Genomic DNA, 15,756 nt, shown 5'->3' with positions numbered 1-15,756 from the left:
CAATGCCTACAAGTCGTAATGATGATATGATGGTTTTTTGTTCTTTCTGTGGGAAGAACCAAGATGAGGTTCAGAAGATTATCGCTGGTAACAATGCCTTTATCTGTAATGAATGTGTGGAGTTGGCACAGGAGATTATCCGTGAAGAGCTGGCCGAGGAAGTGCTGGCAGATCTGTCTGAGGTGCCAAAACCTCAGGAGCTGCTGAATATCTTGAACCACTATGTTATCGGGCAAGACCGAGCTAAGCGTGCCTTGGCAGTAGCGGTCTATAATCACTACAAGCGTATTAACTACCATGATAGCCGTGAAGAAGAAGATGTGGAACTGCAAAAGTCAAATATTTTGATGATTGGCCCGACCGGGTCAGGTAAGACCTTCCTGGCGCAGACTCTGGCTCGCAGCCTCAATGTGCCTTTCGCCATTGCGGACGCAACTGCTCTGACTGAAGCTGGTTATGTCGGTGAAGATGTGGAAAATATCCTCCTCAAACTTTTGCAGGCAGCTGACTTTAATATTGAGCGTGCAGAACGCGGCATTATCTATGTCGATGAGATTGACAAGATTGCTAAAAAAGGCGAAAATGTCTCTATCACCCGTGATGTTTCGGGTGAAGGAGTTCAACAAGCTCTCTTGAAGATTATCGAAGGAACCGTAGCGAGTGTACCACCGCAAGGTGGACGCAAGCATCCGCAGCAGGAAATGATTCAGGTTGATACCAAGAACATTCTCTTCATCGTTGGCGGCGCTTTTGACGGTATCGAAGAAATCGTAAAACAGCGTCTGGGTGAGAAAATCATTGGTTTCGGTCAGAATAACCGAGCGATTGACGAAGATGGGTCCTATATGCAGGAAATTATCTCAGAAGACGTTCAAAAATTTGGAATTATTCCTGAGTTGATTGGCCGTTTGCCTGTTTTTGCTGCTCTGGAGCAACTAACAGTTGATGATTTGGTTCGGATTTTGAAAGAGCCTAGGAACGCCCTTATTAAGCAGTATCAGGCACTTCTATCTTATGATGACGTTAAGCTTGAATTTGACGAGGATGCTCTGCAGGAGATTGCCAATAAAGCGATTGAACGTAAAACAGGTGCTCGCGGTCTTCGTTCTATCATCGAAGAAACTATGATGGATGTCATGTTTGAAGTTCCAAGTCAGGAAAATGTCAAACTTGTCCGTATTACCAAAGAAGCAGTAGATGGAACAGATAAGCCTATTCTAGAAACTGCCTAACGAGGTGCTTATGGAAATCAATACACACAATGCTGATATTTTGCTGAGTGCAGCCAATAAATCGCATTACCCTCAAGATGATATTCCAGAAATTGCCTTGGCTGGCCGCTCCAACGTTGGAAAGTCCAGCTTCATCAATACACTGCTTAATCGTAAGAATTTAGCGCGAACTTCAGGAAAACCTGGAAAAACTCAGCTGCTAAACTTTTTCAACATTGATGACAAGTTGCGTTTTGTTGATGTGCCAGGTTATGGCTATGCCCGTGTTTCCAAAAAAGAGCGTGAAAAATGGGGCCGGATGATTGAGGAATATCTGACCAGTCGTGAAAATCTCAGAGCGGTTGTCAGCCTTGTTGATCTTCGTCATGACCCGAGCGCAGATGATGTGCAAATGTATGAATTTCTGAAATATTATGACATTCCGGTTGTTCTAGTAGCGACCAAAGCAGATAAAATCCCTCGCGGAAAATGGAATAAGCACGAGTCAGCTATTAAGAAAAAGCTGGACTTTGACAAAAATGATGATTTCATTCTTTTTTCCTCAGTCACCAAGGATGGCTTAGATGCTGCTTGGGATGCAATTTTTTCAAAAATTTAATATTACGAATTAAATCCAACTTATCTTTGAGTTGGATTTTTTGAAATAAACGAAAAATGTTACATACTTGTAATTTATTAGTAGTGTTATTTAGTTATTTATTATGATAGAATGAATGAAAATAACGAAATAAACTTAGGAGAATAATGATGAAGAAGAGAATATCAAAAAGAGGTAAAAGAACCCTTTCGATTGTATTCATAATGATTTCAACTGTTATTGTTGGTTTTTATTTAGCTAATCGAACTGATACAGCTAGTGCCAATAATAGCGACCAACAACCTATGAACCCAACTGACTATTTTATTTCACAGATTGGTGAACCGGCTCGTCAGTTGGGACAGGATAATGATCTTTATGCTTCTGTAATGATTGCACAGGCTATTTTAGAGAGTGGCTCTGGACAATCTGGTTTGTCAAGTGATCCTCACTATAATTTATTTGGTATTAAAGGACATTATGAGGGGCAATCTGCTAACATGGAAACATGGGAAGATGATGGAGAAGGTAACTCTTATACTATCAATGATAGTTTCCGTTCTTATCCTAGCTATGTGGAATCTCTGCAAGACTATGTTGCTGTACTCAAGCAAGGGCATTTTGCAGGCGCATGGAAGAGTAATGCACCAACTTTCCAGGATGCGACTGCTGCCCTGACTGGTGTCTATGCTACTGATACCAGTTATAATGCTAAATTGAATTTTATTATCGAAAAATACAATTTGACACGCTTTGATTCTCCTCTCTATGAGTCTGGGGCTAGCAATATTGTATACAATCCTTATCGTCAGCAATATACTACTCAGGATATCTTAGATGTGGATGTTGCTTGGGCAAATAGATTTTTATAATATAACTAAAGAGGGGAAGACCTCTTTTTTAGTTTGTATAGGTTTTCTTTATGACCCAAATAAAAAATATATATGATTCCTTACTTTCCTTTATGATACAATAAGTAGATAGCAAAAAAATGAAGGAAATATAATGACTAAGAAAGATTCAAAACATGAACATTCTCAAAACCACAACTTTGAGAATGAAGGTGAATTTCATCGTAAGATGACGAGTAGGCATCTCTTTATGCTGTCACTTGGTGGTGTTATTGGGACAGGTCTTTTTCTCAGTTCTGGCTATACGATTGCTCAGGCAGGGCCTTTGGGGGCAGTTTTATCTTATCTAATTGGTGCAGTGGTGGTTTATTTGGTTATGCTCTCTTTAGGAGAGCTTGCTGTTGCCATGCCAGTGACTGGTTCCTTCCACACTTATGCAACAAAGTTTATTAGTCCAGGCACAGGTTTTGCTGTTGCTTGGCTCTATTGGCTTTGTTGGACGGTGGCTTTAGGAACAGAGTTCTTGGGCGCAGGTATGCTGATGCAACGATGGTTTCCTAGTGTTCCAGCTTGGTTTTTTGCGGCTTTTTTTGCAGCTGTAATCTTTGGAATGAACGCTCTTAGTGTTAGATTGTTTGCAGAAGCAGAATTCTACTTTTCAAGTATCAAGGTTATTACGATTATTGTCTTTATTATCTTGGGGCTTGGTGCGATATTTGGTCTGATTCCTATGAGTCACCATCAAAACGCGCCTTTCTTCAGTAACTTGACAGCTCATGGAGCTTTTCCTAAAAACTGGACAGCGCTTTTGTCTATTATGCTGGCAGTGAACTACGCCTTTTCAGGTACAGAACTCATTGGTATTGCAGCAGGAGAAACGGATAATCCGACAGAAGCTGTACCTAAAGCTATTAAAACAACGATTGGTCGTTTGGTAATTTTCTTTGTTTTGACAATCATTGTTCTAGCTGCTTTGTTACCAGTCAAGGAAGCAGGAGTGACACAGGCTCCTTTCGTAACTGTTTTTGATAAGATTGGCTTACCTTATGCAGCGGATATCATGAATTTTGTTATCTTAACAGCTATTTTATCAGCGGGAAATTCTGGTCTATATGCCTCCAGTCGTATGCTGTGGTCTTTAGCAAATGAAGGAATGATCAGCCGAAAAGTTGTAAAAATTAATCGTCATGGCGTACCGATGAGAGCTCTCTTATTATCTATGTTAGGGGCCGCTTTATCACTTTTTGCAAGTTTTTATGCGGCAGACACAGTTTTCCTAGCTTTGGTTTCGATTGCTGGTTTTGCTGTGGTAGTTGTTTGGTTGTCTATTCCCATTGCTCAAATTCGTTTCCGCAAAGAATGGCTGAAAGAACATCAGGAAGAGGAACTGGCTTTCAAAACTCCCTTTAGTCCTTTTTTGCCTTACTTTACGATAGTTCTTTTGGTTCTATCTGTCGCTGGGATTGCTTGGGATAAGTCCCAAAGAGCAGGACTTTATTTTGGCCTACCTTTTGTTGGTCTTTGCTATCTATATTATTACCTTCGTCATCGTAGATTTTAGGAGTATTTCATGGGAAAATTTAAAGATTTGCTTGACAAGCAAGAAATTATTATTTTAGATGGAGCCTTAGGTACAGAGTTGGAAAGGCTGGGATATGATGTATCTGGTAAGCTTTGGTCAGCTCAATACCTATTAGACCAGCCTCAGATTATTCAAGATGTGCATGAAAGCTATGTGAGAGCTGACAGTGATATCATCACTACGTCCAGTTATCAGGCCAGCATTCCAGCATTTATAGAGGCAGGACTAACTCCTGAAAAGGGTTATAATCTTTTAAAAGAGACAGTCTTCTTAGCACAAAAGGCAATCGAAAATATCTGGATAGGATTATCTCCAGAGGAGCAGAAACAGAGACCTTATTCTCTAGTTGCAGGCTCAGTAGGGCCTTATGCTGCCTATTTAGCTGATGGTTCGGAGTATACGGGAGACTATCAGCTGAGTGAGGAAGAATATCGAAATTTTCACCGTCCGCGTATCCAAGCTTTACTAGAAGCTGGGAGTGACTTGCTGGCTATTGAAACGATTCCAAATGGAGCAGAAGCGGCAGCAATCCTCCAACTTTTAGCTGAGGAATTTCCGCAGGCGGAGGCTTATTTGTCCTTTGTCGCCCAGTCGGAGAATGCTATATCAGATGGCACTAAGATTGAGGAATTAGGAAACTTGGCTCAAGAAAGCCCACAAGTCTTGGCAGTTGGTTTTAACTGTACAGCTCCACATTTAATCGCTCCTTTATTAGATGGGCTTGGACAAGTGTGCAACAAACCTTTTCTGACCTATCCAAACTCTGGCGAAACTTATAATGGCTTGACCAAGACTTGGCATGACGATCCAGAGCAGGGGCGGAGCTTGCTGGAAAATAGTAAACTTTGGCAAAATCAAGGAGTGCGTCTTTTTGGTGGTTGCTGTCGAACACGGCCAGAAGATATTGCTCAGTTATCAAAAAGATTTAAGGGTTGAAAATAGATTTTCAATCCTTTTTTAGAAAATTTAAAAAGGTTCTCGAAAACGCTATCAAAAGAAAGAACTTTGTGATATACTATACATAGTTTAAATTAATAGGAGAATTTTTTATGCCTGAATCGACATTTATCCCTAAAATTGAAGCAGCTTGCCGCAAGAAAGAAGCTTTGTTTGATACAAGCAAAGCCAAGTACGCTGTTCGTTCCATCTTTGCTGGAGCTTTCCTAACCTTTAGTACTGGGGCTGGAGCCATTGCAGCAGATTTGACGAATAAGATTGTTCCAGGAACTGGGCGTTTTCTCTTTCCTTTCATCTTTGCTTGGGGATTGGCTTACATTGTTTTTCTAAATGCAGAATTGGTGACTTCCAACATGATGTTTCTGACTGCTGGTACCTTTTTGAAGAAGATTGACTGGAAAAAAGCCTTGATGATTTTGCTTTATTGTACCTTTTTCAATCTGATTGGCGCCTTGATTGCCGGCTGGCTCTTTGCTAACTCGGCTGCTTACGCAGGGCTTAGCAAAGATAGTTTCATTTCTGGTGTTGTGCAGATGAAGCTTGCCCGATCTAATGAGTTGATTCTGCTCGAGGGAGTCTTGGCCAATATTTTTGTTAATATCGCTATTCTTTCCTTCGTTTTGGTCAAGGATAGTACAGCTAAGCTCTTCTTAGTTATATCAGCCATTTATATGTTTGTATTCCTGACTAACGAACACTTGGCTGCCAACTTCGCTTCCTTTGCTATCGTGAAATTCAGCTCAGCAGCAGCGGAAGTGCAAAATTTTGGTATTGGAAATATCCTACGCCACTGGGGCGTAACCTTTATCGGTAACCTCATCGGTGGTGGCCTACTCATAGGTTTGCCATACGCTTGGTTTAATAAGAACGAAAAAGATTATGTGGATTGATACAGTGTAACTTCAATATAATTCAATAAAATAAAAAAGATTGTATAAAAAGCTTGCAATCTTTTTTTTCTTTTGCTATAATTATCAATGGTTTGAAAAAACTGCCTAAGACAGTAGGGGAGCTCGACTCATAAAGATCCTACCGAGGACAAAACGTATCATGTAAAAAGAAGCGTATTGTACTTTCGTGTCTAGGTTTGGGCGCGTTTTTCTTTTGGAAAATTCCCAAGCAAAATAATTACGGAGGTGAAACACTAAATGAGTGAAGCTATTATTGCTAAAAAAGCGGAACTGGTTGACGCAGTTGCTGAGAAAATGAAAGCTGCTGCATCTATCGTCGTTGTTGACGCTCGTGGTTTAACTGTTGAGCAAGATACCGTTCTTCGTCGTGAGCTTCGTGGAAGCGAAGTTGAGTACAAAGTTATCAAAAACTCAATCTTGCGTCGTGCAGCTGAAAAAGCTGGACTTGAAGACTTGGCATCTGTTTTTGTTGGACCATCTGCAGTAGCATTTTCTAACGAAGATGTTGTTGCTCCAGCGAAAATCTTGAACGACTTTGCTAAGAACGCTGATGCACTTGAAATCAAAGGTGGTGCAATCGAAGGCGCTGTCGCATCAAAAGAAGAGATTCTTGCACTTGCAACTCTTCCAAACCGCGAAGGACTTCTTTCTATGCTCCTTTCTGTACTTCAAGCGCCAGTTCGCAACGTTGCACTTGCTGTCAAAGCAGTTGCAGACAACAAAGAAGACGCAGCTTAATCTTAAGCTACGCAGCGTAGCCTAGCTACGAAAAAAATATTATAAATTTAAAACTTATTTGGAGGAAATAACAATGGCATTGAACATTGAAAACATTATTGCTGAAATTAAAGAAGCTTCAATCCTTGAATTGAACGACCTTGTAAAAGCTATCGAAGAAGAATTTGGTGTAACTGCAGCTGCTCCTGTAGCTGTAGCTGCTGCTGGTGCTGGTGAAGCTGCCGCTGCTAAAGATTCATTCGATATCGAATTGACTGCAGCTGGCGACAAGAAAGTCGGCGTTATCAAAGTTGTACGTGAAATCACTGGTCTTGGCCTTAAAGAAGCTAAAGAACTTGTTGATGGTGCACCAAATGTTATCAAAGAAGGCGTTGCTGCAGCAGAAGCCGAAGAACTTAAAGCTAAATTGGAAGAAGCAGGCGCTTCAGTTACTCTTAAATAATAGAGTAACGCAAATTGAATGCGAAAGCCTAGTATATTAAGGTTAAGAATTGCTTAAGGTGATTTAAATCTTAAATTGGGGTGTTATTCCCCACCAAATCCCCGCCAAGTTAGATCTTGGCGGGGATTTTTTTTACAACAAAATAGACTATATAATTCCTTTGTCAGTTTTATCCCTATGCAGAAATTATAGTGCTCTCTTTTCTAAATACAATCATCGCCTTCAACTGGCGCATATGTCAACCACACTCAGGCTAAACCAAGATCGGTAGCTTGGATAATATTATTTTGCATAGTAATTAAATTATGATGAAGTGCAAAATCAATGTATTCATCTAACTGATTTCTTTTATCAGCATAGCCTTCTTCAATTAATTTAGAGATTGATTCAGGTAAACTCACGTAATCTAAAAAGCTAGTGAAGTAGGTATCTGTTATTAGTGTTTCACAAATTTCAAAATTTGAACCTTTGAATTCTCTTTGTAAATGATTTTTAATTGACATTCTTTTACTTCTTTGAAATTTATAGTATGTCAGAAAAATGTGTTAAAACTGTTAGCTATACAACAGCCTATATTTTGAGTATGCCATAAAAACGTAGAAAAACTGTTTTTTTTTCCGTTGATTTCATGAGTAATCGTGAGTGATGTCTACCTAATAAGACGAGCAATCTCTGTAGATTTCTCACCCATCTTGAGATAGCGCTCATTTTACCACATTCAGAGTCTGATAATTAAGAATAGTTTGATTTTTCGTTGGAATGATTAGTGGGTATGTTTATCTACTTTTATACTGAATTGGAGAATTCTTATATATCAGAAGAATATGACTTTTGTGTTATACTTCATCTTACAACCTCACTTGAATAAAAGTTTAAAAATGCTATAATAGATATGTCGAGAGTGGTTAGATCACTTTTTGAAATAAATAATTGGCACATTGTCAAGTCAAGTGCAACAAGTTCATGGATAGACTGGGATTCCATTGTTTAGGCTGTTTGGGCTAGCCCAAACAGAAATTTTGAAGTTTTGTACTGATGAAGTCGCCTAGGTCTTTCGTTAATAGCTGAGAGATATTGAGCGAGTTCTTCGTCAGTCAGCGGATTGAGAGATTTGCCTTTAGGGAAAAACTCTCTGAGGAGCCCGTTGAAGTTCTCATTTGAACCTCTTTCATGTGATGAATGACGAACATGTCTTTTCTGTTGCACTTCATTTTACAACACGGGAAATAAATAATTCCTTGAAAACGATTTTCTGTGAGTGCAGGAGACTCTGTTTTCCTGTGTATTTCATATCGACATTTAAAAAAACAAGGAGGTTGTGTTTCATGAAGAGAAAACAACAGGATTTTAGAAACGAGAAGTACCTTCGTTATAGTATTCGGAAGTACAGCTTTGGGGCAGCATCGGTGGCAATTGCAGCCGGTTTGATGTTCCTAGGTAATGGTGCAGTATCTGCTACGGAGGTACAAGGTTCTGATACTACGGTAACAGTAACTAAATCACCAGCAACACCAGCACCGACAGATAAGTTGGAGTCAGATTTAGCAACAGTGAGATCTGAAGTTGTGACACCACCAACAACAGTATTAGCAGAAAAACCGGAGTCGCCTTCAACAGCGGTGAAACCTGAAGTTGCAACACCAGCAACTGCAGAGAAGGAAGATAAGATAGTAGAAGCTAAAAAAGCTGATAAGGCTGCTCTGACTAAAAAAGTAGTTGAGTTAGAAGCAAAAGTTGCATCTTCAAAGAAAGCTGATGCAACAGCGATAGTTACAGCAAATGAAGTATTGACTGCTGCAAAGGCAGTTCTTGCAAACGAAACTGCAAAACAGTCAGATATCGATGCAGAACTTGCTAAAGTTGAAGCTTTGATCACGGTTGTAGTTGAGTCAGACGAAGCTGGGAAACAAGTTGAGGAAACAGCAACAACTACAGCAGTCAAACCAGTGGCGACCACTGCTACAGAAAAAGCTGTAGAAGAATCTAAAAAGGTTTTGGAACAGGTCACGTCAGAAGCGGAAGTGACAAATGTTCTTGCAGATGAAGCAGTTCGTAGAAATAAGGTTGAAGGCGCAAGCAAAGCAGCCGTCGAAGCGGCAGTAGTCAACAATAAAGCAGCTATTGCGGAAGCTAAGAAAGTTTTAGCAGCTGATAACGTTACCACACAGCAAATTAACACCCAACTATCACGCTTAAATGATTCCATTCTTGCTGTCTACAATGATCTGAAAAAAGCAGGAGTTGGAAAAGACGTAAACTTTGGAGTAGCTTTGGCTGCTCAAGATTTCTATGCTGAAGAAGGGACAAATGTCTCTCGTGTCTCAGAAATAAATGCTTCAAATCACACAGGTAAGGATACCTATACGATTCCAGTACAAGAAATTAAATTAATTACGGGTACTGATGCTACAGGGTTAGAGATAGAAGTCTATTCTAATCAGCGAGTTGGCAATGATACAAATGCTGGAAATGGGATGCATACAGAACAAGGTGGAAAGACTGGTCATAACAACAAAGGACGTGTAGACTATCCATTAACCCCTGATGCCGCTAAAAAATTAGCAGAAGAAGCACCTCTTTGGAGAAACAAACTTCGTGCGGATGGGTCAAGAATTTTAAACGCTGCAACATCGATTTACTCTGCTAATGGTGGTTATGAATACCTAGCTACAGAAATTTATGGATTGGGTTACGAACAAGGAATTGATCGTGTACTAATTAAAGGCTTGAAAGATCGTATCGCTGTTTCTGAAAATGCCAAGCAAGCTGGTTGGAGTTTAACTTCTGTAACTCCAACTAACCTTGTGCCGGGATTGACATACGATTCAGAAACAGACACAATTCAAGGAAAAGTTATAGCGGATATTGAAAATGGAGTTTATGATTTACGATTTAATATTACTGCGACCAATACAGATGGTCGTACGGTAACTTTCCAAATTCAGAATCTTCGTGCTGGTTGGGTCGGGTGGCAAGATAGTACGCCTCCTAAAATAAAATCAGATTCTGAGCGTTATGATCGTAATGTTGGTGACGATGCTAATGTAAATATTCAATTCTATGATGAGTCAGGTGCAAGTGCAACACCAGCAAATAGTCGAGGAACTTATAACTATACGACGGTTGAAGGCAAAGTTGTAAGAGTACCTCAAAGATTCTCTAAATCAGTAACAGGAGTTTCGGGATATAATACTATTGGTGAAGCATTAGATGATTCCAAAGTATTAATTCCAGGAACTAAATATAGTGTTGCGAATAGTACTTCTGAAGAGCAAGCTGCTGATCAAACGAATATGGGGAGAGGAATCATTTCTGGAAAATTAACTGAAGCAGGAATTTACACAGTCTCCGTATTTGCAAAAGATTATGATAAGTTGGCTAATAATAATGTCTGGAACCAATCTGGACAAGAAGCACATGCTACTGTAACATTAGTTGTGAAACCAAAGGTTGAGGTTCAAAACGTTGAAACTTACTCAACGGTTGTACCAGTTAAAATTTCTAAAGGTGCATCAAGTGCTAAGATAACAATGCCGGATGGTACTGTAACCAATCTAAAAGCAGTTGACGGCAAATGGCTCGTAGACAGTGGTTCAACCAACACAGCTGTTTCTGAGAATCAAGAATTAGATACTGTTGATTCAGATACAGTATTTAATATTCCTGTGACATCAGAGGCAACTGCCCAAGTTGGTGTGAACAATATTAAAGTGGAAGCATCTGTTGAAAATGTTAAGGGAACTTTCTTACGTGAACAAGTTGAGTTAAATGGAACGGATGGGCAAAAACATACTGCGACTTTTAATAGGGCTACCGGACACTGGGAGTTACCTGGCGACTATGCTGAAAGTAAAACACTGAATGGTGATGGTACGACAAGATGGACTAAACGTCAAGTGTACACAGAAGCTCAGCAAGACGGTGGTATGAAATTTTATATCTATGAGTACATTCGACAGCTTGATAGCACTGGGAAAGTGACAAGTGTAGAAACGCCAACTCGTCCAGAAACGATTTATGTTTCTAGGAATACTAATCAGGTAGGAGATGGAATGTCAGTAACTGTCACTTACGATAAACATTCAAATACCTGGGCGTCATCTGATGGAACTGAGGTGACTGCTACTAAGCTTGAAAATGACTCTTGGGAAGTTCATACTAAGTCAGGATTTGGTGGTATTATTAGAGGGACGATTGCAACAAATACTGATGTGGCAACTGTAGTAAATACAAAACCAACAGCAACTTCACAAGATTATACTTCAACAAAAGGTACAGTTGTTGACCTTCGTAATGAAGCAAAAGCTGCAGTAAGCATCTCAGACTCTGAAGATACTAAATATGGAAAAACTACCTATATCACTCGAATCACAGTAACATCGCCTTCAGGAGTTCAAAAAGTATTTGATACCAAACAAGATGCAAATAACTATAATATTGCTAGTGGATATAGCTTAAATGAAGTAGGAGTATATACTGTTAAGATTGATGTTATTGATAGTAATGGAAATTATACTACTGAAGCAACAATCGGTGGAACTGAGTCGGGAGTTGATCATGGAGTTGATTCATCAACCGCTACAACAACCTACCATATTACAGTAACTAATACGATTGAAGGACATAATGTGACTTCGACTGATATTCAAGGTGCTACTCAAAAAGAAACTCCAACCTTTACATCTGTTGGAGATGGATCACCAGTAAAACCAAGTGCTTCTTCGCCTGCTAAGTTAGTAGATCCAAAAACAGGTGGATTTGTTGATACTCTAACAATTGATGGTCAGGGTACCTACTCAATTAATAATGAAACAGGTGAAGTAACTTTTGTTCCATTGAAGACATTTACCGGTACAGCTACACCTGTCACAGTTTCACTTACTGCAAAATTAGGAAAAGATGCTAATGATACGGATATTACAGCAACTGCTACAGCAACGTATACTCCAACTGTAATACCTGTTAAACCAACTTCTACAGATGATGAGTCTGAAGGACCTAAAGGACAAACACAAAACGGTACACCAACTTTTACTGGTGGTAAAGTTGAAGTAAACGGTGTGGAGAAGACTGTTGAAATTGATGAAAATGTTAAACCAACCTTTGATGATGGCACAACTAAGAAAGTTGTTCCGGGAGAAGGAACTTATACCATTGATGAAAATGGTGTGGTAACTTTCACACCAGAAAAAGACTTTGTTGGGAAGGCTTCAGGAGTTACAGTCAAACGAGTTGATAAGAACGGAACAGAAATAACTGCAAAATACACACCAACTGTACGTCCAATTACTTCATTTGTAGATACTGAGGGGAATACATTAATTCCAACCGAAGACGGCCAACAACCTAAGAAAGATATTCCAGGCTACCGCTTCGTAGAGACTAAGAAACTTCCAAACGGTGATACAGAGCACGTTTATGAGAAGGTTAAGACTAGTCATAAGGATAAGGAAGGGAATGAAATTCCAGGCCACCCAACCGAAGACGGCGAACAACCGAAGAAAGATATCCCAGGCTACCACTTCGTAGAGACTAAGAAACTTCCAAACGGTGACACAGAACATGTCTACGAAAAAGTGAAGACTAGTCACAAGGATAAGGAAGGCAATGAGATTCCAGGTTATCCAAGCGAAGACGGTGAACAACCGAAGAAAGATATTCCAGGTTACCGCTTCGTAGAGACTAAGAAACTTCCAAACGGTGATACAGAGCACGTTTATGAGAAGGTTAAGACTAGTCATAAGGATAAGGAAGGGAATGAAATTCCAGGCCACCCAAGCGAAGACGGTGAACAACCTAAGAAAGATATTCCAGGTTACCGCTTCGTAGAGACTAAGAAACTTCCAAATGGTGATACAGAGCACGTTTATGAGAAGGTTAAGACCAGTCATAAGGATAAGGAAGGCAATGAAATCCCAGGACATCCAAGCGAAGACGGTGAACAACCAAAGAAAGATATTCCAGGTTACCGCTTCGTAGAGACTAAGAAACTTCCAAACGGTGACACAGAGCACGTTTATGAGAAGGTTAAGACCAGTCATAAGGATAAGGAAGGAATGAAATTCCAGGCCACCCAACCGAAGACGGTGAACAACCGAAGAAAGATATTCCAGGTTACCGCTTCGTAGAGACTAAGAAACTTCCAAATGGCGACACAGAACACGTTTATGAGAAGGTTAAGACTAGTCATAAGGATAAGGAAGGCAATGAAATTCCAGGCCACCCAAGCGAAGACGGCCAACAACCGAAGAAAGATATTCCAGGTTACCGCTTCGTAGAGACTAAGAAACTTCCAAACGGTGACACAGAGCATGTCTACGAAAAAGTGAAGACCAGTCATAAGGATAAGGAAGGCAATGAAATTCCAGGACATCCAAGCGAAGACGGCGAACAACCTAAGAAAGATATTCCGGGCTATGAATTTATCAAGACGATAACTGATAAAGATGGAAATACAGTCCATGTTTACAGAAAAAAGGTCACTCCACGCAAACAAGAACCAGCGGGTAAAACACCAGTTAAGAGCACTCTTAAAGAATTGCCTAAAACCGGTACAGAAGCTCCTTCTGCCCTTGCAGCTCTTGGTATCCTTGGTCTGATGAGTGGATTTGGTCTTGTAACTCGCAAGAAAAAAGAAGACTAAATTTTTTCTATGTATACATAAATAAGAGAAATATTTAGATTCTTTTCTACTATTTGTCAAGGGTAATGCGGATTTCCAGTTCAAAATATATTCTCATTGAGTATTAAGGTAATATTTTAAGGATGAGTTCGAGCTGTTTTTTGAAAATTTTGGTACACTAAAGATACACCTCATCTGACATCTTTTGAAACGAGCTGTTACAATGATAGGGCATAGTTGACTTTAATGATTTTAAGTTGAAGTATAGTTGTAAAGTTTGTTATGCATTACAAGGTAATACATTATCCTGATGAGTTGATGTATTAAGACAATCGCATGTGGCTTAGTTAAAGTCGTCTGCGATTGTCTTCTTTGTTGTCTCTTGAAAACCACTAGCTATGCTAGTGGTTCCGGATAGCTTTTAGCGTGGTAAGAAAAGAACCTCCTAAACTGATAAGATAGAAGTGGTTTCCCCGCCACTACTAAACATCACAAAGGAGATATCTCATGAGAGAGGCTAATGAAAGTTTATCATATACCAAAGTATCGTCGTCAAATCATTTACGGCAGATATAAAGCTAGTATCGGAAAAATCATACGTGACTTATGTGAGAGAAAAGGTGTGACCATACATTAAGCCAATGCTTGTTTCGATCATATTCATATGCTTGTCAGTATCCCGCCCAAACTCAGTGTTTCGGCTTTCATGGGATATTTAAAGGGAAATAGCAGCTTGATGATTTTTGATAAGCATGCGAATTTAAAATACAAATATGAGAATCGAAAGTTTTGGTGCAGAGGCTATTATGTAGATACGGTAGGCCGTAATCAGAAAGTGATAGCTGAATATATTCAAAATCAATTACAAGAAGACAGAGTAGCAGACCAGCTTACTTTATTCGAGGCAGTAGATCCGTTTACTGGCGAAATGAATAGGAGAAAGTAAGTCAAGGTGCTTAAGTACCTGCTCGGGAAAGTGGTGCGCGAGGAAGCTATTTCGGCGGGCTTTTACCCCTGACCGGTAGAAGCGGCTTACAGCCGCAGAATAAACCACCAGTTTACACTGGTGGTTTTGATTCTCATAGAAGTCTGCAATGTGATATGGATTGGTGTGACTAGCTGAAGCGATGTTATGAATATATTTATATAGGATTTTTCTAGTGTAAGGATTACTACGCTTGGTAATATGTTCCTGTGCCAGATAATCACCAGATTAAAAGTGTTTGAGATCAATATTAATAAAGATATTGTTTGGTTGGGAAGACCGTCAAGAGATTCCAATATTGCTATCCTGTAGGTATAGAGAGCAAGCTCTCGATTTCTGGGAAGGAAACTTGAAGAACCTTGTGTAACCTATTTTCTTAGGCCTTACGATATCTTCTGTCAGATTCTGATAGAATCGGCTGGGGTCACTATAAGTTGTTTTACGATTTAAGACAAATTTGTGAGGAAGCTAATTTGTCTACATCAATTTTATCTATTTTCCGTGCTCGCAGACTATTCAACTGTTTTTAGCTTCCAGAAGGTTAAGACGTATATAAGCGTATCCATTATTATCTAGAAATGCTTGAGGACGGTGAGAATAGACACCCGTAGCTTGGAATATAATATCTGTTGTGTTGCTCTGTTTTCAGGTCTTTCAGTAGGTGATTAAATCCAATCGTACCATTGGGCATAGAGTAGTAACCATGTATATTTTGTCCGTTGATAAGAATAGCTACTTCAGAGTTTGCTTTACTCACATCAATTCCTAAAACTTATCCATATCATGTTTACTTCTTTGTCTTGAATGGATTCCTTATTTTAGTGATTTCATTTCCAATATGATGTCCGGCATATCCCAC

General features: G+C 39.6%; 11 protein-coding genes, 4 pseudogenes and 1 other annotated feature. Of the genes and pseudogenes, 12 read left to right on the top strand and 3 right to left on the bottom strand.

The genetic code is table 11. The features are described 5' to 3' along the window. Positions 1-2 precede the first annotated feature (2 nt). The 8 genes from clpX (at position 3) to rplL (ending at position 7,290) form a co-directional block, all read left to right on the top strand. Entirely contained in the window at positions 3-1,232 is a 1,230-nt protein-coding gene (clpX, locus tag HMPREF9380_RS04355) for an ATP-dependent Clp protease ATP-binding subunit ClpX (protein WP_002917310.1), read from the top strand. Positions 1,233-1,242: 10 nt separating this feature from the next. Next, positions 1,243-1,830 (top strand): ribosome biogenesis GTP-binding protein YihA/YsxC, encoded by a 588-nt coding sequence (gene yihA / locus HMPREF9380_RS04360; RefSeq protein WP_002933841.1) that lies wholly within the window; start codon positions 1,243-1,245, stop codon positions 1,828-1,830. Positions 1,831-1,979: 149 nt separating this feature from the next. Beyond that, entirely contained in the window at positions 1,980-2,681 is a 702-nt protein-coding gene (locus tag HMPREF9380_RS04365; RefSeq protein WP_032907408.1) for a glucosaminidase domain-containing protein, read from the top strand. A 133-nt stretch (positions 2,682-2,814) separates the two neighbouring features. Next, positions 2,815-4,221 (top strand): amino acid permease, encoded by a 1,407-nt coding sequence (locus HMPREF9380_RS04370; RefSeq protein WP_002933837.1) that lies wholly within the window; start codon positions 2,815-2,817, stop codon positions 4,219-4,221. A 9-nt stretch (positions 4,222-4,230) separates the two neighbouring features. Beyond that, positions 4,231-5,178, top strand: coding sequence for a homocysteine S-methyltransferase (mmuM, locus tag HMPREF9380_RS04375; protein ID WP_002933835.1), 948 nt, complete (start codon positions 4,231-4,233; stop codon positions 5,176-5,178). Positions 5,179-5,291: 113 nt separating this feature from the next. Next, a complete protein-coding gene (locus HMPREF9380_RS04380) occupies positions 5,292-6,089 on the top strand; it encodes a formate/nitrite transporter family protein (protein ID WP_002933834.1) in 798 nt (265 codons plus the stop codon). An 86-nt stretch (positions 6,090-6,175) separates the two neighbouring features. After that, positions 6,176-6,311: a sequence feature (ribosomal protein L10 leader region), on the top strand. 36 nt (positions 6,312-6,347) lie between these two features. Further along, the gene (rplJ, locus tag HMPREF9380_RS04385; protein WP_002897628.1) at positions 6,348-6,848 is read left to right on the top strand and encodes a 50S ribosomal protein L10; all 501 of its coding nucleotides are present in this window, start codon (positions 6,348-6,350) and stop codon (positions 6,846-6,848) included. A 73-nt stretch (positions 6,849-6,921) separates the two neighbouring features. Continuing rightward, entirely contained in the window at positions 6,922-7,290 is a 369-nt protein-coding gene (gene rplL / locus HMPREF9380_RS04390; RefSeq protein ID WP_002900419.1) for a 50S ribosomal protein L7/L12, read from the top strand. A 248-nt stretch (positions 7,291-7,538) separates the two neighbouring features. Here the strand turns inward: rplL and HMPREF9380_RS04395 are convergent, their stop codons facing one another. Next, positions 7,539-7,793 carry a hypothetical protein gene (locus tag HMPREF9380_RS04395; protein WP_002933831.1) on the bottom strand — a complete coding sequence of 85 codons (255 nt, stop codon included), beginning with the start codon at positions 7,791-7,793 and terminating at the stop codon, positions 7,539-7,541. 484 nt (positions 7,794-8,277) lie between these two features. After that, positions 8,278-8,472: pseudogene (locus HMPREF9380_RS11510) on the bottom strand (IS30 family transposase); the annotation flags it as partial. A 143-nt stretch (positions 8,473-8,615) separates the two neighbouring features. Here HMPREF9380_RS11510 and HMPREF9380_RS04400 point away from each other — a divergent pair. From HMPREF9380_RS04400 to tnpA, 4 genes and pseudogenes are all read left to right on the top strand, one after another. Beyond that, positions 8,616-13,418, top strand: a complete 4,803-nt coding sequence (locus HMPREF9380_RS04400; protein ID WP_002933827.1) for a YSIRK-type signal peptide-containing protein — start codon at positions 8,616-8,618, stop codon at positions 13,416-13,418. After that, positions 13,352-13,564: pseudogene (locus tag HMPREF9380_RS12190) on the top strand (hypothetical protein); the annotation flags it as partial. The gene HMPREF9380_RS04400 and the pseudogene HMPREF9380_RS12190, both read left to right, overlap by 67 nt. A gap of 51 nt (positions 13,565-13,615) precedes the next feature. Further along, the gene (locus HMPREF9380_RS12185; protein WP_002933826.1) at positions 13,616-13,933 is read left to right on the top strand and encodes an LPXTG cell wall anchor domain-containing protein; all 318 of its coding nucleotides are present in this window, start codon (positions 13,616-13,618) and stop codon (positions 13,931-13,933) included. Positions 13,934-14,432: 499 nt separating this feature from the next. Continuing rightward, positions 14,433-14,858 (top strand): annotated as a pseudogene (gene tnpA, locus HMPREF9380_RS0111060) (IS200/IS605 family transposase). Here tnpA and HMPREF9380_RS12030 read toward each other — a convergent pair. Further along, a pseudogene (locus HMPREF9380_RS12030) lies at positions 14,808-15,660 on the bottom strand (IS110 family transposase). The pseudogenes tnpA and HMPREF9380_RS12030 sit on opposite strands and share 51 nt — an antisense overlap. Positions 15,661-15,756: the final 96 nt, after the last annotated feature.

Source organism: Streptococcus sanguinis SK49 (assembly GCF_000212815.1).
GTDB classification, from domain to species: domain Bacteria; phylum Bacillota; class Bacilli; order Lactobacillales; family Streptococcaceae; genus Streptococcus; species Streptococcus sanguinis_C.
This window is presented reverse-complemented; position numbering and strand designations above follow the sequence as displayed.

Bases quoted from the DNA above. Each gene is read 5' to 3' on its own strand.
- clpX (WP_002917310.1), top strand. From the start codon at position 3: ATGCCTACAAGTCGTAATGATGATATGATGGTTTTTTGTTCTTTCTGT.
- yihA (WP_002933841.1), top strand. From the start codon at position 1,243: ATGGAAATCAATACACACAATGCTGATATTTTGCTGAGTGCAGCCAAT.
- HMPREF9380_RS04365 (WP_032907408.1), top strand. From the start codon at position 1,980: ATGAAGAAGAGAATATCAAAAAGAGGTAAAAGAACCCTTTCGATTGTA.
- HMPREF9380_RS04370 (WP_002933837.1), top strand. From the start codon at position 2,815: ATGACTAAGAAAGATTCAAAACATGAACATTCTCAAAACCACAACTTT.
- mmuM (WP_002933835.1), top strand. From the start codon at position 4,231: ATGGGAAAATTTAAAGATTTGCTTGACAAGCAAGAAATTATTATTTTA.
- HMPREF9380_RS04380 (WP_002933834.1), top strand. From the start codon at position 5,292: ATGCCTGAATCGACATTTATCCCTAAAATTGAAGCAGCTTGCCGCAAG.
- rplJ (WP_002897628.1), top strand. From the start codon at position 6,348: ATGAGTGAAGCTATTATTGCTAAAAAAGCGGAACTGGTTGACGCAGTT.
- rplL (WP_002900419.1), top strand. From the start codon at position 6,922: ATGGCATTGAACATTGAAAACATTATTGCTGAAATTAAAGAAGCTTCA.
- HMPREF9380_RS04395 (WP_002933831.1), bottom strand. From the start codon at position 7,793: ATGTCAATTAAAAATCATTTACAAAGAGAATTCAAAGGTTCAAATTTT.
- HMPREF9380_RS04400 (WP_002933827.1), top strand. From the start codon at position 8,616: ATGAAGAGAAAACAACAGGATTTTAGAAACGAGAAGTACCTTCGTTAT.